Origin of the sequence: Streptomyces sp. SCSIO 75703 (genome assembly GCF_036607905.1) — a bacterium.
Taxonomy (GTDB): Bacteria; Actinomycetota; Actinomycetes; order Streptomycetales; family Streptomycetaceae; genus Streptomyces.
In genome coordinates this window covers 6,131,030-6,150,307 of the sequence record NZ_CP144555.1, presented here as the reverse complement: position 1 = coordinate 6,150,307, position 19,278 = coordinate 6,131,030, and the positions used below count along the sequence as shown (strand labels likewise).

Genomic DNA, 19,278 nt, shown 5'->3' with positions numbered 1-19,278 from the left:
ACCGCCGTCCGGGGAGGCCGAGATGAGCGATTCATGGCTGGCTCTGGAACCGGGGGCCGACCCCGTCGAGCGCGCGCGGACACTGCGGCGCGCGCACGAGACCTTCACCCGGGCGGGCACCGTGTCACGGCCCGTGCGGGACGTCGTGGCCGCGTCCTGGCGGCGGTCGGTGCGGGCGGGGGTCGGCCCGGACGGCACCGCGAGCGTGGAACTCGTGGACGCCGATCTCAGCGCGTACCGGGCCGATCATCCGCTGGCGCGGGTCATGCCGCTGGTCCGCGAGCTGCTGGGCACGTTCGCCTCCGACGGGGAACACCTGCTGGCGGTGTGCGACGCGCACGGCAGCCTGCTCTGGGTCGAGGGCCATCCGGCGACCCGGCGCCGGGCGGACCGCATGAACTTCGTGCCGGGCGCCCGCTGGGCGGAGTCGGCGGTCGGCACGAACGCGCCGGGTACCGCGGTCGCCGTGGGCAAGCCCGTCCAGGTCTTCGCGGCCGAGCACTTCATACGCCGTGTCCAGCCCTGGACGTGCGCGGCGGCCCCCATCCACGATCCTCGGACGGGGCGGGTGCTCGGTGCCGTGGACATCACCGGCGGGGACGGGCTGGCACATCCGCACAGCCTCGGCTTCGTGCAGGCGGTCGCCCGTGCCGCCGAGACCCATCTCGCGCTGTCCGCCCCGGAGCGGCCCGGGACCGGCCGGGCAGAGCTGGCCGCGCTGGGCCGCACCGAGGCGCTGCTCACCGTCGACGGCCGCCGCGTCCGGCTCAGTCGCCGGCACAGCGAGATCGTCGCCCTGCTGGCCCTGCACCCCGAGGGGCTTACCGGAGACGAACTGCTGTGCGCGCTGTACGAGGACGAGCGGGTGACCCCGGTGACGCTCCGCGCGGAGCTCGCCCGCCTGCGCGGAGTGCTCGGTCCCGGGCGGCTGGGGTCCCGTCCGTACCGGCTCACCGTGCCCGTGGAGTCCGACGTCGCGGTGGTCGAGCGGCGGCTGCGCTCCGGGGCGATCACGGAGGCGTCGACGGCCTACGCCGGTCCGCTGCTGCCGGGCTCGCAGGCCCCGGCCGTGGTCCGGACGCGTCGCCGGCTCGCCGACGCCCTGCGCAACGCGCTGATCGCACGCGGCGACCCGGACCTGCTCGCCGACTGGGCGCACGCCCCCTGGGGCGAGGACGACCTCGACGTCTGGCGGGCTCTGGTCACCGTCCGTCCCACGGCGGTGGCCCGGTCACGGCTGGCCGCGCTGGAGTCCGAACTCGCGGCGCCGGGGCGGTGGTGACACGGCGCGGATGGCCCGCGGGGACAGGCCGGGCCGGCCCACGGCGGCCCGGCCCCGCCCTGCGGGGTCCCGGTGACCCGCGGCGGCCCGGCCCCGCCGTGCGAGCTCCCGGTCGGCGGGCACCCCCGCCTCGGCGGCCCGAAAGGGACGCAACGTCCCCGCAACGTCCGGCTCCCTACTCTCGTCTGGAGAGCTGTCCAACGGCGGGCAGCGCTCGATCAGGGAGGCATCAGGATGACCCGTTACGCGGCGCCCGGCACCGAGGGCGCGATCGTCTCCTACCAGTCGCGGTACGACCACTTCATCGGCGGCGAGTACGTGCCGCCGGCGCGAGGGCAGTACTTCGAGAACCCGTCTCCGGTCAACGGGAAGCCGTTCACGGAGGTCGCCCGCGGTACGGCGGAGGACGTGGAACGGGCCCTCGACGCGGCCCACGGGGCGGCCCCGGGCTGGGGACGGACCCCGGCGGCCGAGCGGTCCGGCATCCTGCTCAAGATCGCCGACCGGATGGAGGCGAACCTGGAGAAGCTGGCGGTCGCCGAGAGCTGGGAGAACGGCAAGCCGGTGCGCGAGACGCTGGCCGCCGACATTCCGCTGGCCATCGACCACTTCCGGTACTTCGCGGGCGTGATCCGGGCCCAGGAGGGTTCGCTCGGCGAGGTCGACGACGACACGGTCGCCTACCACTTCCACGAGCCGCTGGGCGTGGTCGCGCAGATCATCCCGTGGAACTTCCCGATCCTGATGGCGACCTGGAAGCTCGCGCCCGCGCTCGCCGCCGGCAACGCGGTGGTGCTGAAGCCCGCCGAGCAGACACCGGCCTCGATCCACTACTGGCTGAGCCTGGTGGCGGACCTGCTGCCGCCCGGCGTCCTCAACATCGTCAACGGCTTCGGCGTGGAGGCGGGCAAGCCGCTCGCGTCGAGCCCGCGGGTGGCGAAGGTGGCGTTCACCGGGGAGACCACGACGGGGCGGCTGATCATGCAGTACGCCTCGGAGAACATCAAGCCGGTCACGCTGGAGCTGGGCGGCAAGTCCCCCAACATCTTCTTCGACGACGTGTGGGCACGGGACGACGACTTCCGGGACAAGGCGCTGGAAGGCTTCACCATGTTCGCCCTGAACCAGGGGGAGGTCTGCACCTGCCCGTCCCGGGCACTGGTCCAGCGCGGCAACTACGCCGAGTTCATGGAGGCCGCCGTCGCCCGTACCGAACGGATCACGCCCGGCCACCCGCTGGACACCGACACGATGATCGGCGCGCAGGCGTCGAACGACCAGTTGGAGAAGATCCTCTCCTACCTGGACATCGGCAGGCGGGAAGGTGCCAAGGTCCTCACCGGCGGAGAGCGCCTGGAGCAGGAGGGCGAGCTGAAGGGCGGCTACTACGTCCAGCCCACGATCTTCGAGGGCAACAACCGGATGCGGATCTTCCAGGAGGAGATCTTCGGCCCGGTCGTCGCGGTCACGTCCTTCGACGACTTCGACGACGCCATCAAGACCGCGAACGACACGCTCTACGGTCTGGGCGCGGGGGTGTGGACCCGCGACATCAACACCGCGTACCGCGCCGGCCGCGCCATCCAGGCTGGACGCGTCTGGACCAACTGCTACCACGCGTACCCCGCCCACGCGGCGTTCGGCGGCTACAAGCAGTCGGGCATCGGCCGGGAGAACCACAAGATGATGCTGGAGCACTACCAGCAGACGAAGAATCTTCTGGTGTCGTACTCACCGAAGCGGCTCGGCTTCTTCTAGACACCCGAAAAGAGGCGCCTGACCTGGCCTTTCGACCGTCAGGCGCCTCTCGTGCGACCCACTCACGGCAGGGCCCGGGTTGCACGGTGACTCCCCGTTCCTCCCGCACGCCTCCCGCTCCTGACCACTGCTTCCGGACCAGTCACGGACCAAGAGCCCGGTTCGGCCATCCGAAGCTTCCTCTTGGCTGACGTAGCCCCACTCCTGCATGGACTGCTCGATGAGGCGGTTGACCTGCGCCCGGACGCCGTGAGTGCACCTCGGCTGCTTCGCCGTCATCGGTCCAGTCCGTGCCGGACGTGACGACACCCACCTGCCCCCGACCGATTCGACACCCCTCGCCCCCGCTTGGGCAGTGGCACTGCTCGAGCCGGAGATGGATGACCTCCGCCGGGCGCAGGACCGCGACGCACCCAGTCGAAGAACGACTCCAGGCGCGGCCCCCGCCCTCGTCGCGGAACCAGTACAGAGAAGCGAACGCCCGCTCCACCCCTGAGCGCTGGGCCCGGAGCCCGGAGCCCCGAGCCCGGAGCCATGCACGGCACCGCAGCGCGTGATCAGTGGCCTCACGCCGGGATCCCGGACCAGGCGGCGGTACTTGTCGTGGCCGTAGCCACGGCCCCCCGGCACCATGTCCGTCCGCCGCCCGGACCGACCCAGATGGTGTGCGCGTCGACGCAGATCCGGAGCGGGACGTCACCCCGTGCTGGTAATTCTCGCAGTCAACGGGGCCCTTCCTCACCGGTCGGATCACCGCCGCAACGGGGCAACCGGCACACCCGTGCCCTGGCCGCTGGCGGCCTGCTCGGCCACGGCTCGTTCGCCCGTCCAGCAGTTCCTTCCCTGTCCTGGTCGCGGACACGCCGTCCTGCCCGCATGCGGGTCCAGACCTCAGAGATCTCGAACCGTATGCGTAAGTCGGCGCGCTTCACGTATCAGGGCTGGTCAGGAACCCGCACATACGGCAACGGGCCCATGGGCGCCGGTCGTCGGCCCGTGGGCGGCAGGCAAACTCTTTCGGACGAAGGGTTGACACACTCTGGACCCAGAAGTGTATTCATTTTCGCATGCACTTTCGTGTGCACTCCTCGTGGCTTCCTCACCCACCACCCTTGGAGCGACCATGTCGCTGACCCAGGAAGTACCCCCGTCTCCGCTGCGCACCAGATGCACCGACGATCCGGCGGTGGTCGCCGAGCAGCGCGCCGACGACTACGTCAATCACGTCGTCCCCCTGACCGCGCGGGTCGGTCGCTGGCAGTTGGCCATGTCGTACTGGTCCCTGCTGAGCGCGATGGTCTGGCTGTTCTACGGCGCGCTCGCGGCCGGCCTCTACGGCACGGTCGACGCCCTGATCGCCATCGGAGTCTCGGTGGTGACGTTCTCCCTCATGGCGCACCTGTTCACCCGCTGGAGCCTGCGCAGCGGCCTGAACAGCACCCTGCTGTCGCGCCGCATGTTCGGGGTGCTCGGCGCCTCGCTCACCGCGCTGCTCATCGCCGCCACGACCACGTACTACGCGGTGTTCGAGTCCAGCACCCTCGCCGTCGCCTTCCACCACTACACGCCCTCGTGGGACATCCGTATCTGGTACGCGATCGTCGTGGTCGCCATGCTGCCGCTGATGTTCGGCGGTGTGCAGACCTGGATGGCGAAGCTCAACGCCGTCCTGCTCCCGCTCTACGTGGCCGGCATCGTCGCCGCGGTGATCGCCGCCGCCGTCCGCTTCCCGGCCTCCTCCGACTGGACGTCGTTCTCCGGCATCGTCCCGCAGGAGGCGCGGGCGATGCCCGGCTGGCTGCTCGCCTCGGTGCTGTACATGGGCTGCTACCTGAACATGCTGATGAACGTGGACTTCGCACGGATGGCGAAGAAGACGGACGAGGGATTTCACCGCAACGTCACCTTCGGCTGGGTCTTCTACGTCTGCCTGTACGCCGTCAACGGCACTGTCGGCATCTTCCTCGTCCGTTCCGTGATACCCGGCCAGCCGGCCGCCGAGACCGGCGTGGTGGAGGCCATCCTCGCCACGCTCGGCATCGCGGGACTGATCCTGATCGTCGCCTCCCAGACCCGGATCAACAGCCTCAACTACTACCAGGCGTCCGCGAACTGGGGGCGACTGGTCACCAACCTCGCGGGGATGCGCATCAACCGCGTCCTGTTGGTGGCCTGCACCTCGGCCGTGGTCTTCCTGCTGATGCTCACCGACGTCTTCAGCTATCTGCAGGACGCGCTGACCTGGCAGGGTGTCTTCGTCGTGAGCTGGGTGGCGGTCCTGCTCACCCACTATGCGCTGGTGCCCGAAGACCGCGCGCACGGACCCGAGTTCCGGGCCCTGAGGCTGCCCCGGGTCACCTGGGGGCTGGGCGTCTGGGTGTTCTCCTCGGCCCTCGGCATCTACCTGGTCGAGGCGCCCGGCGTGCCCGCCGCGCTCGCCGGCACCGCCCAACTGGTCACCCTCGTGGTCAGTGCCGTGCTGTACGGAGCCGTGGTCCTGGCGCGCCGCGTCCCCGCGTGCGGCCACGCGGACCCGCGTGACGAGGTGGCGGACCCGGGGGCCGTCCGCGCCGAGTGCCACCGCTGCGCCAAGTCGTACGTCGTGGTGGAGATGGACCGTGAGGCCGCCGCGGGCAACGCGCCGGTCTGCGACGAGTGCGCGACGGCGTCCCTGGTGCCCGGACGCGGCTGACCCGCGCCCCGTCCGGCCGCACACCACCCAGAGCAAAGAGAATTCCGCCCCACGTGACAAACGGCATGAACCTGTCGCAGGAGACACCAACATGGCTCTCATCAGTCTGTCCCGTCCCGGCAGCATCGGCTCCCTGACCCTGCGCAACCGCGTCGTCAAGTCGCCGAACACCACCGGCACCTGCAACCCCGACGGCACCGTGACCCAGCGCACGGTCGACCACTACCGCCGGCTCGGCGAGGGCGGCACCGGCCTGGTCATGGTCGAGTACACCTACGTCGACGACGACGCCAGCAAGTCCGTCCACGGCCAGCCCGGCGCCGCCAACCAGAACCACGTCGCCGGCCTGGGCTGGCTGGCCGACGAGGTCCGCTCCACCGGGGCCGCGATCGGACTGCAACTCGTGCACTGCGGACGCCAGAAGTTCCTGGGCACCCGCCCGATGAAGTCCGCCTCGGGATCCTCCTGGGACGTCGTCGAGGCCTCCTTCGGAGTCCGGCCCGAGCCGCTCACCCTGGAGGAGATCGCGGGCGTGGTGCGGAGCTTCGGCGAGGCGGCACAACGGGCGTACCAGGCCCGGTTCGACCTGGTGGAGATCCACGCCGGCCACGGCTACATGATCACCAACTTCCTGTCCCCGCACACCAACGACCGCACCGACGCCTACGGCGGCTCCTTCGAGAACCGTTCCCGGATACTGCTGGAGATCGTCGACGCCGTTCGCGCCAGGGTGCCGCGGGACTTCCCGCTGAGCGTGCGGATGTCGGTCACGGACTACGAGCCCGACGGCATCACCATCGAGGAGTCGGTGCACCTCGCCAGGCTGCTGGAAGAGCACGGGGTGGACGTCATCCACGCCTCCGGCGGTCATCACGCCCGGATGGAGTGGGAGGTGAGCTCCTGGTTCATGCCCCGTCAGCCGCACCGCTGGGGCTGGGAGAAGCTCAAGGCAGCCGTGTCGATCCCGGTGATCGCCTCCGGTTCGCTGGTCAGCCCGGAGATCGCCGGGGAGATCCTGGACTCGGGCAGCGCCGACTTCGTGTCGCTCGGCCGGGCCATGCTGGCCGACCCGGACTGGGCGAACAAGGCGCTGTCGGGCCGTCACCTGGAGATCGTGCCGTGCATCCGGTGCAACGACGGCTGCCTGGACCGCGGGATCGACGCCAAGCGCAGCGTGGGCTGCACGGTCAACGCGGAGGTGGCCGAGGAGGGGCGTTTCCCGGTGGTGCGCGCGCCCGAGGCCAAGCGGGTCGCGGTGGCGGGCGGCGGCCCGGCCGGGCTGCGGGCGGCGGCCGTGCTGCACGACCGGGGGCACAACGTCACCGTGTTCGAGCCTGGTGAGCTGGGCGGCGCCCTGAACCACGCGGTGGGCTCCACCGTCAAACAGGACCTGGCGGCGCTCCGCGTCCACCTGGTGCACGAGGTGACCCGGCGTGGCATCGAGGTGCGCGCCGAGGCCGCCGACGCCATCGCGCTGACCGGCGGCTTCGACGAGGTGGTCATCGCCACCGGCGCCCCGCAGCGGGTGTTCACCGGTGAGGTCGCGGCCGGCGCCCTGGCGCTGCTGCCCGGGGACGTCACCGCCCGCCGCGGGGAGTTGTCCGGACGCCACGTCGTGGTGGTCGGCGGCGGCTTCCAGGGGTGCGAGACGGCGCTGCGCCTGGCGGAGCTGCCGGGTACCTCGGTCACCCTCGTGGAGCGGAGCGAGCGGCTGCTGCGCGGCGACGAGGTCAAGTACGACGCCCTGCTGCTGCCCGGCCGGCTGGCGCAGGCCGGCGTCGAGACGCACACCGGCTGGGAGGCGGTCGGCGTCGCCGCGGACGGCGTACGGGTGCGGGCGGCGAACGGGTCCGAGAAGGTGCTCGCGGCCGATGCCGCCGTGCTCGCGCTGGGCCGGGAACCTGGCGGCACGGGCCTCGTGGACGCCGTGCGCGCGGCCGGCGTGCCGGTGTCGGCGGTGGGCTCCGCGGTGAGGCCCGGCCGGGTCTACGACGCCCTGCACACGGCGTTCTTCACGGCTCGCCGGGTCTGAAGCACGAGTGTTCTCCAAGGTCATGGCCCCCCACTCCCCGCATACCTTCATCAAGCCCTCAGCAAGGTGGATGCTCATGTGCAGCCTTTGCGGTTCCGACACTCCGGCCCACGCCGCCCACGGGGTCGGCAGACGATCCCTGCTGACCACACTCGGTATCGCCCCGGTGGTCGTCGGCCTCTCCGGCGCGACAGCGGCGGCAGCCACCCGTACCGCATCCGCCGGGCGGCCCGGCAAGGACAAAAGGGGTGCGCTCGAACTGGTGCTGCTGGGCACGAAGGCGGGGCCTCCTGTCGACCCGCTGCGGGCCGGGATCTCCACCGCGCTCGTCGTCGACGGTGCGACCTACGTCATCGACTGCGGGCGCGCGGCCGTCACCCAGTACATGCGCGCCGGTCTCGACCTGGCGTCCCTGAGCGGGATCTTCATCACGCATCTGCACGCCGACCACGTCGCCGACTACTACAACTTCTTCCTGCTCGGCGACAGTGCCCCCGCCCAGCTCATCGGGCCGGTCCCCGTCTACGGCCCCGGACCGGCCGGAGGGCTCCCGCCGAAGTTCGGTGGCGGACAGGCGCCGACGGTCAACCCGGACAACCCCACTCCGGGCCTGAAGGCGTTGACGGACGGCTGCCACGCGGCGTACGCCTACAGCACGAACGTCTTCCTGCGGGACATGGGCATCCAGGACATCCGCGCCCTCGCCGACGTGCACGAGATCGAACTCCCCGACGTCGGCGCCTCCTACACCGAAACCGCGCCCCTGATGGAGCCGTTCGTCGTGATGGAGGACGACCGCGTCAAGGTCTCCGCGATCCTGGTGCCGCACGGACCGGTGTTCCCCGCCTTCGCCTTCCGCTTCGACACCGACCACGGCTCGGTCACGTTCTCCGGCGACACCACCTACAGCGACAACCTGATCGCGCTGGCCAGGGGCTCGGACGTGCTGGTCCACGAGGCGATCAGCGTCGAGGGCCTGGAAGCCCCGGCGGTCTTCGTCGACCACCTGCTGCAGTCCCACGTCGAGGTGCAGAAGGTCGGCCCCATCGCGCAGCGAGCCGGGGCCGGCATGCTCGTGCTCTCGCACATCGCCGACGTCACCCGCCCATCGGTCGACGTCCCCAAGTGGAAGAAGTGGGCGCAGAAGGGCTATGACGGCGAGGTCATAGTCGGTGAGGACCTCCAGCGGATCAAGCTGGCCTGACCGCACCCGCCCTCGGCCACCGCGCACCCGCTCGGCGGGTCGGCGGATCCGTGCCGCGCGGGCCCTGATTCGCAAAACCTTTTCCCGGCTGCCTCTTGAGGTTGGCCAACACTGCATGCAAAAGTGTATTCACTTCATCCCAGAGGAGTGTGACGGATGGACTCGACCCTCCCTCGGATCACAGCGGACACCGCCCTGTACGCGGAAGTCCTGGACTGGATCCACACCGAGGCCGAACTGCTGGACGATCTGCGCGAGCGGGAATGGCTGGAGACGATGGTCAGCCGTGACGTCACCTACGCCGTGCCGCTGCGGCAGACCGTGGAGCGGGCCCGGGGACGCGGGTTCTCGCCCGACACCTACCACCTGCTGGAGACCTACGGCTCCCTCGACAGCCGGGTCACGCGCAACGAAACGCCCTACGCCTGGGCCGAGGACCCGCCCTCCCGCATCCGGCACTTCGTCACCAACGTACGGGCCCGCCGGACCGACGCCCCGGACGTCATCGCCGTCAAGAGCAACCTGCTGCTGCACCGCACCCGCCAGGACCAGAGCGTCCCGCAGCTGCTGTCGGCCGAACGGCACGACGAACTGCGCCGTGAGGACGGCCGGCTGATGCTGCTGCGCCGCGACGTCCTGCTCGACCTGACCGTGATCCGCACGCACAACCTGGCGATCTTCTTCTGATCCCCGCCGAGGAGCGCACCATGACGAGCCACACCGACTCCAGCGCGAAACTGCTGAACGCGGTCACCGAGGGGGCCGAGAAGGGGGTCATCCCCGCCTCGATCTTCGGTGATCCGGATCTGTACCGCCAGGAACTGCGGAACGTCTTCGGACGCTGCTGGGTCTTCCTCGCCCACGAGTCCGAGATCCCCGCCAAGGGCGACTACGTCCTGCGCAAGATCGGCGAGGACCACTTCATCGTCGTCCGCGACGACGAGGGCGAGATCAACGTCCTGTTCGACGCCTGCCGGCACCGCGGTGTGCAGGTCTGCCGGTCGGACTCCGGCAACACCTCCCACTTCCGCTGCCCGTACCACGGCTGGACGTACAACACCAAGGGCAACCTGGTGGGCGCGCCGCTGTGGCGCAACGCCTTCGGCGGCATGTCCAAGGAGGGCAACGGTCTCGCCTCGGCCGCCAAGGTCGCGTCGTACCAGGGCCTGGTCTTCGGCACGCTCGACGAGAGCGCGCCGCCGCTCAAGGAGTACCTGGGCGGCATGGCCTGGTACCTGGACCTCGTCTTCGGGCTCAACGAGCACGGCGTGGAGGTGCTCGGCCCGCCGCAGCGATTCGTCATCGACGCCAACTGGAAGTCGGGCGCGGAGAACTTCTCCGGCGACGACTACCACCTGGGTACGCTGCACCGTTCCGTGTGGGAGATCGGCGCCTTTCCGGTGCCGTTCCACGAGAACATGATGGGCTATCACATCCAGGCCTCACCCGGACACTCCCTGTCGTTCTCCATGGCGCAGGACGCCGACGAGCCCGGCCCGAACTACTTCGGTTTCCCGGACGAGCTGGCCCAGTCCTTCAACACCACCAACATCAGCGCCGACCAGCTCGAGGTCGCCCGCCGGTCCCGGGTGTTCGTCGGCAACGTGTTCCCGAACTTCTCGATGCTCGCCCTGCCGATGACCGAGGACGGTTCCCACCACCCGCCGGTCGGCATCCTCACCCTGCGCACCTGGCAGCCGCACGGCCCGGGCCAGGTCGAGGTGTGGAACTGGTTCGCCGGTTACAAGAACCTCACCCCCGAGCAGAAGGACCGTGCCTACCGTGCCGGTCTCGGCACGTTCTCCATGGGCGGCGCCTTCGAGGTCGACGACACCGAACCGTGGATCACGGTCAGCCGCACCGGCTCCTCCACCGCCGCCAAGCTGCTCGACTTCCAGCTCAACTACGAGATGGGCAAGCCCGGCGTCGGCATCTCCAAGCCGGTCAAGGAGTGGCCCGGTCCGGGCCGCGTCCAGTGGACCCGCTACGAGGAGGGCGTGCAGCGCAACCTGTACACCTTCTACGCCGAGATGATGCGCTCCGCACCCGGTGAGTGGCCTTCCCTGGCCTTCGGTGAAGACGCCGCCGACACGGGCGAGGAGAGCCAGGCATGAGCGGCGGACGTCTCCGGGGCGAGATCGCCCTGGTCACCGGAGCGGCCGGCGGACTCGGCTCGGCCGTGGTGCGCCGCTACCTCGCCGAGGGCGCCCGGGTGGTCGCCGCCGACCTGCGGCCCGGCCCGCTGACAGACCTGGCCGCATCGCTCGGCTCTCCGGCGGAGCTGGTCACCGTCCCCGGTGACGCCTTCGACTGGGAGACGTCGCAGGAGATGGTGGCCGCCGCCCACCGGCACTTCGGCCAGATCAGCGTGTACACGTCCTGCGTCGGCGTCTACGACCACAACGTGCGGTTCACCGACCTGTCCGGCGACCGGCTGGGCGAGGCCCTGCTGGAGTGCTGGCGGATCAACGTCGGCTCCGTACTGGTCAGTCTCCGGGCCGTGCTCGACGATCTGGCGGCCACCCGCGGCCGGGCCGTGCTCACCGGCTCGTACGCGGCCCACGCGCCCGGCGGCGGCGGGGTGCCCTACACCTCGTCGAAGCACGCGCTGCTCGGCGTGGTCAGGCAGCTCGCCCACGAGCTGGCCCCCGAGGTGCGGGTCAACGCGGTGTCGCCGGGCGTCCTGCCCACCGTGATGACCGGCCTGGGCACCCTCGGCCAGGCGCCCGGGGACGCGGTGCTGCCCGGCACCGAGCAGGCGCTGCCACTCGGCCGGATCCCCACCGGCGACGAGCTGGCCGGGCTCTACGTCACCCTCGCCTCGGCATCCGACACGGCCGCCGTCACCGGCAGCGTGCTGGTCGCCGACTCGGGGCTGCTGACGCGGGGCCTCGGTTCCCCGTCGGGGGGCGAGGAACTGTGAGCGCCACCGCTCAGGGCGAGGTGGCCGTGCGCGCGCTGTACGCACAGCGCGGGCTCGGCGGCCGCCTCGCCCCCGGCAGCCGCCCGGTCGTCGTGGTCGTCGACCTGATCAACGGGTTCACCGACCCCGACTGCCCGCCCGGCAGCGACCTGGACGCCGTCGTCGCCGCGACCCGCACCCTGCTGGACGCGGCCCGCGCGGCCGGCACCCCGGTGGTGTTCACCACCATCGCCTTCGCCGCCGACGGCATCGAGGGCGCGGTCTGGCTGCGCAAGATGCCCGCGATGAAGGTGCTGCTCGACGGCAGCCCCTGGGTGGAGCTCGACGCCCGCCTCGGCCGCACCGAGAACGAACCGCTCGTCGTCAAGCGCGCCGCCTCCGCGTTCGCGAACACCGGCCTGACCACGCTGCTCGCCACCCTCGGCGCCGACAGCGTGATCATCACCGGCGCCACCACCTCGGGCTGCGTCCGCGCCACCGCGGTGGACGCCTGCGCCGCCGGCTACCCGGCGTTCGTCGTCACCGACTGCGTGGGCGACCGCGCCGCCGGCCCGCATGAAGCAAGCCTGTTCGACATCGACGCCAAGTACGGCGACGTCATCGGACTCGAGGAAGCGCTGGACCTGCTGCCCGGCGTACCACCCGCACCGCCCACCGGAGGTGTCGCACCGTGACCCCTGCTTCCGTACTCGCCGGGCCGCACGCGGAGGGCACCGCCATCGGCCGGCGTGCCGCCGTCCACCCCGCGGTCATCCCCCGTCTGGTCGTCGCCGGCAGCGAGGACGCCCGCCTCGGCCTGGCCGCCGAGCGCGCGCTCGGCACGTACGAGCCGGGCACCGAAGGCACCGGTCTCCTCGACGATTTGGAGCGCTCCGGCCTCCGCGGCCGGGGCGGGGCGGCTTTCCCCGCGCACATCAAGTGGCGCGGCGTCGCCGCCGGCGAGGGCCCCCGCGTGGTGGTCGCCAACGGCGAGGAGGGCGAGCCCGCCTCCGGCAAGGACCGCTGGCTGCTCACCCACCGCCCCCACCTGGTGCTCGACGGGCTGCTGCTCGCCGCCCGCACGGTGGGGGCGGGACGGGCCGTCGTCTACCTCTCGCACCCCGAGACGGTCGCTGCCGTCCAGGGCGCGCTCGACGAACTGGCCGTCGCCGGTGACGACCGCGCCCGCGAGGTGGAGATCCACGCCGTGGACCCCACCTATGTGGCCGGTGAGGAGAGCGCCCTGTGCCGCTCCCTCAACGGCGGCCCGGCGCTGCCCACGGCGAAGCCGCCGCGCCCGCACGAGAGCGGCGTCGACGGCCGCCCCACCCTCGTCTCCAACGTGGAGACGCTCGCGCACGCCGCCTGGCTCGCCCGCAACGGCGCCGACGCGTTCCGCGCCGAGGGCACCGACGCCTCGCCCGGCACCGCCCTGGTCACGCTCTCCGGCGCCTGTGGCGCCCCGGGCGTCTACGAGGTACCGCTGGGCCGCACGATCCGGCACCTGTTCGACGAGGTCGGCGGTGGCCTGGCCGAGGAGGCCCACGGGTTCCTGGTGGGCGGCTGGTTCGGCGGCGTGCTGCGCCGCGCCCGCGCCCAGAACGCACCCTGCTGCTACGACGCCCTGCGCACCCTCGGCAGCGGCCTCGGCTGCGGCTCGATCACCGCGCTGGGCGCCGACGACGCCCCGTTGCGGGTCGCCGCCGACCTGGCCGCCTGGTACGCCCGAGAGAGCGCCGGCCAGTGCGGAGTGTGCGTCAACGGCACCAAGTCCATCCGGGACGCCTTCACCCGGCTCGCCGACGGCGGCGGCAGCGCCGACGACCGCGACAAGCTCGCCCGCTGGGGCGACACGCTCCCCAGGCGCGGCGCCTGCGCCTTCCTGGACGGCGCGGCCGCCCTCGCCCGCTCGGCGGTCGCCGAGTACCCAGAGGCGTTCCCGGCCGGCGCCTGACGCCCCCTTCCGACCACACCCACCGCAACGAACCGAGGAGCGCACATGAAAGCCGCAGTCGACGCCACCAAGTGCAACGCCTACGGAACCTGCGCCGACCACTGCCCGTCGGTCTTCCGGCTCGACGAGTGGGGCTACGGCTCCGTCGTCGGCGACGGCACCGTCGCCGAGGCCGACATCGAGGCCGCCAAGACCGCCATGGCGGACTGCCCCGAGAAGGCCATCACCCTGATCGACGCCTGACCGGCCCCGCCCCGCAGTCGCACCAGCGTACTGCCCGCACCACCCGCATCGCGCAGGAGGACCCATGGATCTCGGCCTCAACGGCCACGTCGTCGCCGTCACCGCCGCGAGCCGCGGCATCGGCGCCGCCGTCGCCCGCCAGTTCGCCGCCGAGGGGGCGACCGCCGTCGCCGCCTCCCGTACCGCACCGTCCGTCAACGACGCCACGCCCGGCCGGATCCTGCCGGTGAAGCTCGACCTGGCCGACGCCGAGGCCACCGCGCGCTTCGTGCCCGACACCGTCGCCGAGCACGGCCGGCTCGACGCCCTGGTGGTCAACACCGCCGGCCCCCCGCTCGGCGCGTTCCTCGACACCACCGACGACGACTGGAGCGCCGCCTACGACCTGCTGCTGCGCCCGGCGGTGCAGCTGGCCCGGGCCGGTGCCCGGCAGATGGTCACGCAGGGCAGCGGCACCCTCGTCTTCCTGACCTCGACGTGGGTGCGCCAGCCGGCGCCCGGCGGCGTGCTGTCCTCCTCCTTCCGCTCCGCCGTCGCGGCCATGGCCAAGCAGCTCGCCTCCGAGGTCGCCCCCGCCGGTGTCCGGGTCGTCCAGGTGATGCCGGGGGCCACCGGTACCGACCGGATGCGCAACATCGTCGCCGCCAAGTCCGCGGGCAACGGCACCAGCGAGGACGAGGAGGTCCAGAAGATCGTCAAGGACATCCCGCTGGGCCGCTGGGGCAGTGCTGAGGAGATCGCCTCCTCGATCACCTTCCTGGCCTCGCCGCGTTCCTCCTTCACCACCGGAGCCTCGCTGGTCGTGGACGGCGGCGCCGTCCGCTCCCTGCCGTAGCACCGAGCCACCCCACGAGCCGGCCGGTCCGGGCGGCCCCACATCAGCCGGAACCTCCACACAGAATTGGGAACCCCACCATGCCCCGTACGCTGCGTGAACTCTTCGTCGAACAGCTCCGCCTGTGCAAGGTGGCCGCCGGCCAGCAGGTGGGCGTCGTCGCCGAACTCGGCCAGAAGAACGAGTACGTCGAGGCCGCCGTCGCCGCCGCCCGCGACCTGGGCGCCTCGGCCCTGGTCCTGACCGCCTCCAGCCTGTCCAACCCGATGCTGCCGCCGTACCAGGCGGACGGCCGTGAGGTGCCGGCGCTGCTCGCGGCCGCCGCCGAGTGCGACATGGTCGTCGACGTCACCGTCGGCGGACTCATCCACTCCGACGTGCGCACCAGGATCACCGGCAACGGCAAGCGGATGCTGTTCGTCGCCGAGCCGGCCGACGTCCTCGAGCGCCTCATGGGCGACTCCGGCCTGCGCGATCAGGTCGAGGCGGGCGGCCGCAAGCTGAACGCCGGTTCCACCCTGCACGTGACCAGCGCCGCCGGCACCGACGTCACCGCCGACATCTCCGGCGGCGATCTGCCCATCACCCACCAGTGGGGCTACGTCGACGAGGAGCACCGCTGGGACCACTGGCCGAGCGGCTTCGTCGCCTGCTTCCCGCACGACGGCACCGCCGAGGGCGTCATCGTGCTCCAGCCCGGCGACGCGCTGATCCCGTGGCAGCGCTACGTCCGTGACGAGGTGAAGATCTCCATCGAGAAGGGCTTCATCACCAAGGTCGAGGGCCCCGGCGCCGACGCGCACCTGCTGCGCGACTACTTCGAGGCCTGGGACGACGAGGACGTCTACGCCATCTCCCACATGGGCTGGGGCCTTCTCCCGCAGGCCCGCTGGTCCGCGTTCGACGTGTACGACCCGCGCAGCCTGTACGGGCAGGAACTGCGGTCCACCGCCGGCAACTTCATGTGGTCCACCGGGCCGAACCGGTTCGCCGACCGTGAGACCCCCGCGCACCTCGACATCCCGATGCGCGGCTGCACCGTCCTCATCGACGGCGAGGCCGTGGTCGAAGGCGGCCGTCTGGTCTGACCCTCGCCGGACCGCCGCGGGGCCTCACTCTCCTTCGGTCCGGCCCCCGGCCGGGGCGGGACCGTGCACCCCGCCCCGGTCACTCCCCCTCCCCCTGCCTCCGACCGCCCCTCCCCTCCCCTCCCCTCCCTCAGGAGCACACCTTGGACCGCACCACACTGGAGCAGGCGATCCTGACCCTCGCCCGGGACCAGGACCTGCTCGCCGAATTCCGCGCCGACTCCGCAGCCGTGGGCGCCGGCAGGCTGGGCCTGGACGCCGAGTGGTCCGCCGTCATCGCGGGGGGCGACCGGGACCGGCTGCGTTCGGCCGGGCTGCCCGACGGCATCACCATCCTGGTCAGCCGCTGGTTCGCCGACGACCTGGCCGACTCCACCAGCAAGGGCGCCTTCCACGTCGACACCACGACCCCGCTGCCCGAGCCGGACGTGCCGGCCGGCCTGGTCTTCGCCGGTGGCGCCTCGCACGTGCCGGACCTGCTGGCCCGCCCGGAGATCGATCCCGAGGCCCAGGTGCGGCGGCTGCTCGCCGGTTACGAGCGGCTCGCCAAGGACATCGCGAACGCCGACCCGGACGTGCTGATCGTCACCGCCGACTGCCACTTCCAGTCGTTCCGCACCGGCGCCTATGTCATCGGCACCGGCACCTCCTACACCGGCTCCATGGAGTTCTTCAAGCGCTCCGACCTGGGCATCGAGCTGACCGGCTCACCGCGGTTCGCCGAGGCCCTGGTCAACGCGGTGCGCGCGGAGGGGCTCGAGGTGGAGGAGTCCGCCGACTTCCCGCTGGACCACGGGCAGATCGTTCCGCTGAGGCTGCTTCTGCCCCGCCCCGACCTGCCGGTGGTGCCGGTCATCACCCAGCCCGGCCGCTCGTTCTCACCGTTCGGTGCGAGGGTGTTCGGCGAGGTGCTGCGGGGCGTCGTCGCCTCCCGTGACCTCAAGGTCGGCGTGCTGGCCACCGGTGGCCTGTCGCACTGGCTGGACCCGGGCAAGTTCGGCAAGGCGGACGTCGAGTTCGACACGTACCTGCTGCGGATGCTGCAGGCCGGCCGCGGCACCGACATCGCCGGCCTGGAGCCGTACGCGCTGCTCGACCACGGCCAGTACGAGTTCCCGAACTGGCTCATCATGCTGGGCATGGTCGGCCCGGGCGTGCGCGGCGAGGTGTACGCGTACGAGCCGATGGAGGCGTCGGGCGGTGGCTGGTCCGTCGTCAACATGCTGCTGCCCGAGCGGGCGGAGGACACCGACGATGAGTGAGAGGAGTGAGGGGCGCACCCTGCGGATCGGGCTGACCCAGTGGCACGCCACCCGCGAGCCGGCGGCCAACCTGCGCCACGCGCTCGCCGCCGTCCGCGGGTGCGCCGAGGACGGCGCGGAGCTGGTGCTGCTGCCCGAGAACGGGCTGATGCTCGGCAACAACGCCGAGATGCGGGAGCGCGCCTTCAGCGCCGGCTCCCCGGAGATCACCGAGCTGCGGCAGGCGGCCCGGGAAGCCGGTACGGTGGTCGTCCTGGGTGGCGTGAAACACCGCAGGTCCGACCGCTTCACCAACTCCGCGCTCGTCATCGACCGGAACGGTGAACTGCTCGGCGCCTACGACAAGATCCACCTGTTCGACGCCCGGGTCGGCGGAGTGTCCTTCGAGGCCTCCGGTGTCGAACGCGCCGGAGCGGAACCACTGCTCCTGGAGGTGAACGGCGTCACGGTGGGCCTCACCATCTGTTACGACGTGCGCTTCCCCGAGCTGTACCGCACGCTGGCCCGGGCCGGTGCCGAGGTGATCCTCGTCCCCGCCGCGTTCACCCGGACCACGGGCCGCGCTCACTGGGAGGTCCTGCTGCGGGCCCGCGCGATCGAGAACGGCGCCCATGTCGTCGCCTCCGCCACGGTCCACGGCGAACGGCCGGGCGAGGACGCCTTCGAGACGTACGGCCACGCGCTGGCCGTCGCCCCGTGGGGCGAGGTCCTCGCCGACCTGGGCGAGGCGCGGTTCGCGCACCGCGTCCTCGAACTGGACCTGGACGCGGTGACCCGGGCGCGCGCCACGCTGCCGGTGCTGGAGCAGACCCGCCCCGACGCCTACACCCGTACCCCGCGGCGCCTCGTGGTGGGGCGGACCGAAACGGAGACAGTGGTATGAACCTCGACCAGGACGACGGCATCGTCCGGCACGGAGACTGGATCGGCATCGGCAACGAGTTCACCGGTGTCCAGTTGCGCAAGGTGTGGACGCCGCAGGGCGAGCGGCTGGAGATCGCGGTGCCCAAGCGGGGCTACCGCATCCTGCTGGACGCGATGCAGTTGGAGATCGTCGCGGCCCAGCGGCCGGAGAAGTTCAGCCAACTGTTCGCGATGCAGCTCGGCGCCGACGGGGACGACGCCGAGCGGGGCGAGAATGTGCGGGACGACGAACAGGGACCGAACGGGGGAAGGGAACACTGATGCTCAGATCGGGGCGGACGGTCGAGGAGATCTACGGCGAGCTGCGCGAGCGCATTCTCGACGGGGTCTACCCGCCCGGGATAAGGCTGTCGCAGCAGACGCTCGCCGACGAACTGTCCGTCAGCCGCACCCCGCTCCGCGAGGCACTGCACCGGCTGGAGGCCGACGGGCTGGTCGTCGCCGAGGCCAACCGGGGCATGACCGTCAGCCCCGCCCACCACGAGCAGGCCGAGCAGTCCTACGCGGCCCGGCTGCTGATCGAACCGCCACTGGTGGCCGCCCTGGTGGGCGAGATCACCGAGAAGGACATCGAGGTGATGGCCGACGCGCTGGAGGAGATGGAGCGCGTCTCGGCCCGCACCAAGGACTTCCAGAAGGCGCACCTGCGCTTCCACACGATCCTGCTGCACCGCTATCCGCCGCTGCTCGCCGACATGACGACGCAGCAGCACTCCCGGATCGTGCGCCATCAGCGGCTGCACATGTCCCGGCCCACCGTGCCGGACGACTTCACGCGGATCGACCGGCAGTTCCTGGAGGCGGTGCGCGACGGCGACGGTGCGCGTGCCCGGCAGCTACTGGAACTGCACCTGATCGACGCGGCGTTGGGCATGGCGCTGGACATCGACCCCGACTACCGCTTCGACTCGCTGCTCATCGCCACCCGCGGCCTCGGCCTGGAGCTGGAGCACGCGGCCGACGGCAGCGTGTCCCGGCCCGTACGGCTGACATGGCAGCGGCCGGGCGCGGTGCCCATGCCACACACCGTCACCTCCAACCTGGAACACCACTCCGCCACCTGACCACGGGCCCCGCCCCCTCCTCAGCCGTCGGCCCGCAC

Annotated in this window: 17 protein-coding genes and 1 pseudogene; 17 read left to right on the top strand and 1 reads right to left on the bottom strand. The window is 71.6% G+C overall.

Going from position 1 to position 19,278, the window contains the following annotated elements; translation table 11 throughout:
- The first annotated feature begins 22 nt into the window (after positions 1-22).
- On the top strand, positions 23-1,282 hold the full coding sequence (locus VM636_RS27230; RefSeq protein ID WP_030417648.1) for a GAF domain-containing protein: 1,260 nt from the start codon (positions 23-25) through the stop codon (positions 1,280-1,282).
- 234 nt (positions 1,283-1,516) lie between these two features.
- Entirely contained in the window at positions 1,517-3,040 is a 1,524-nt protein-coding gene (locus tag VM636_RS27225) for an aldehyde dehydrogenase family protein (protein WP_053913173.1), read from the top strand.
- A 519-nt stretch (positions 3,041-3,559) separates the two neighbouring features.
- Here the strand turns inward: VM636_RS27225 and VM636_RS27220 are convergent.
- Positions 3,560-3,658: pseudogene (locus VM636_RS27220) on the bottom strand (IS5/IS1182 family transposase); the annotation flags it as partial.
- A gap of 505 nt (positions 3,659-4,163) precedes the next feature.
- Here VM636_RS27220 and VM636_RS27215 point away from each other — a divergent pair.
- The 15 genes from VM636_RS27215 (at position 4,164) to VM636_RS27145 (ending at position 19,240) form a co-directional block, all read left to right on the top strand.
- Complete coding sequence (locus VM636_RS27215; protein ID WP_338485927.1) at positions 4,164-5,732, top strand: hypothetical protein; 1,569 nt, start codon at positions 4,164-4,166, stop codon at positions 5,730-5,732.
- Between the two features lie 91 nt (positions 5,733-5,823).
- The gene (locus tag VM636_RS27210) at positions 5,824-7,764 is read left to right on the top strand and encodes an FAD-dependent oxidoreductase (protein ID WP_338485926.1); all 1,941 of its coding nucleotides are present in this window, start codon (positions 5,824-5,826) and stop codon (positions 7,762-7,764) included.
- Positions 7,765-7,840: 76 nt separating this feature from the next.
- Complete coding sequence (locus tag VM636_RS27205) at positions 7,841-8,968, top strand: MBL fold metallo-hydrolase (RefSeq protein WP_338485925.1); 1,128 nt, start codon at positions 7,841-7,843, stop codon at positions 8,966-8,968.
- A 156-nt stretch (positions 8,969-9,124) separates the two neighbouring features.
- Entirely contained in the window at positions 9,125-9,655 is a 531-nt protein-coding gene (locus VM636_RS27200) for a 3-phenylpropionate/cinnamic acid dioxygenase subunit beta (RefSeq protein WP_051821115.1), read from the top strand.
- A 20-nt stretch (positions 9,656-9,675) separates the two neighbouring features.
- Positions 9,676-11,082, top strand: a complete 1,407-nt coding sequence (locus tag VM636_RS27195; protein ID WP_338485924.1) for a Rieske 2Fe-2S domain-containing protein — start codon at positions 9,676-9,678, stop codon at positions 11,080-11,082.
- On the top strand, positions 11,079-11,891 hold the full coding sequence (locus VM636_RS27190) for an SDR family oxidoreductase (RefSeq protein ID WP_030417655.1): 813 nt from the start codon (positions 11,079-11,081) through the stop codon (positions 11,889-11,891). Before VM636_RS27195 ends, VM636_RS27190 begins: the two co-directional genes overlap by 4 nt.
- A complete protein-coding gene (locus VM636_RS27185; RefSeq protein ID WP_338485923.1) occupies positions 11,888-12,565 on the top strand; it encodes an isochorismatase family protein in 678 nt (225 codons plus the stop codon). The genes VM636_RS27190 and VM636_RS27185 overlap by 4 nt, the downstream gene beginning before the upstream one ends.
- A complete protein-coding gene (locus VM636_RS27180; protein ID WP_338485922.1) occupies positions 12,562-13,824 on the top strand; it encodes an NADH-ubiquinone oxidoreductase-F iron-sulfur binding region domain-containing protein in 1,263 nt (420 codons plus the stop codon). The genes VM636_RS27185 and VM636_RS27180 overlap by 4 nt, the downstream gene beginning before the upstream one ends.
- A 45-nt stretch (positions 13,825-13,869) precedes the next feature.
- A complete protein-coding gene (locus tag VM636_RS27175; protein ID WP_030417658.1) occupies positions 13,870-14,067 on the top strand; it encodes a ferredoxin in 198 nt (65 codons plus the stop codon).
- Between the two features lie 64 nt (positions 14,068-14,131).
- The gene (locus VM636_RS27170; protein ID WP_030417659.1) at positions 14,132-14,902 is read left to right on the top strand and encodes an SDR family oxidoreductase; all 771 of its coding nucleotides are present in this window, start codon (positions 14,132-14,134) and stop codon (positions 14,900-14,902) included.
- Between the two features lie 80 nt (positions 14,903-14,982).
- On the top strand, positions 14,983-15,990 hold the full coding sequence (locus tag VM636_RS27165; RefSeq protein WP_030417660.1) for a hypothetical protein: 1,008 nt from the start codon (positions 14,983-14,985) through the stop codon (positions 15,988-15,990).
- Positions 15,991-16,133: 143 nt separating this feature from the next.
- Positions 16,134-17,252 (top strand): protocatechuate 3,4-dioxygenase, encoded by a 1,119-nt coding sequence (locus VM636_RS27160; RefSeq protein WP_030417661.1) that lies wholly within the window; start codon positions 16,134-16,136, stop codon positions 17,250-17,252.
- The gene (locus VM636_RS27155; protein WP_338485921.1) at positions 17,245-18,135 is read left to right on the top strand and encodes a nitrilase-related carbon-nitrogen hydrolase; all 891 of its coding nucleotides are present in this window, start codon (positions 17,245-17,247) and stop codon (positions 18,133-18,135) included. Before VM636_RS27160 ends, VM636_RS27155 begins: the two co-directional genes overlap by 8 nt.
- On the top strand, positions 18,132-18,437 hold the full coding sequence (locus VM636_RS27150) for a hypothetical protein (RefSeq protein ID WP_051821118.1): 306 nt from the start codon (positions 18,132-18,134) through the stop codon (positions 18,435-18,437). Before VM636_RS27155 ends, VM636_RS27150 begins: the two co-directional genes overlap by 4 nt.
- On the top strand, positions 18,437-19,240 hold the full coding sequence (locus VM636_RS27145; RefSeq protein WP_030417664.1) for a GntR family transcriptional regulator: 804 nt from the start codon (positions 18,437-18,439) through the stop codon (positions 19,238-19,240). Before VM636_RS27150 ends, VM636_RS27145 begins: the two co-directional genes overlap by 1 nt.
- Positions 19,241-19,278 lie beyond the last annotated feature (38 nt).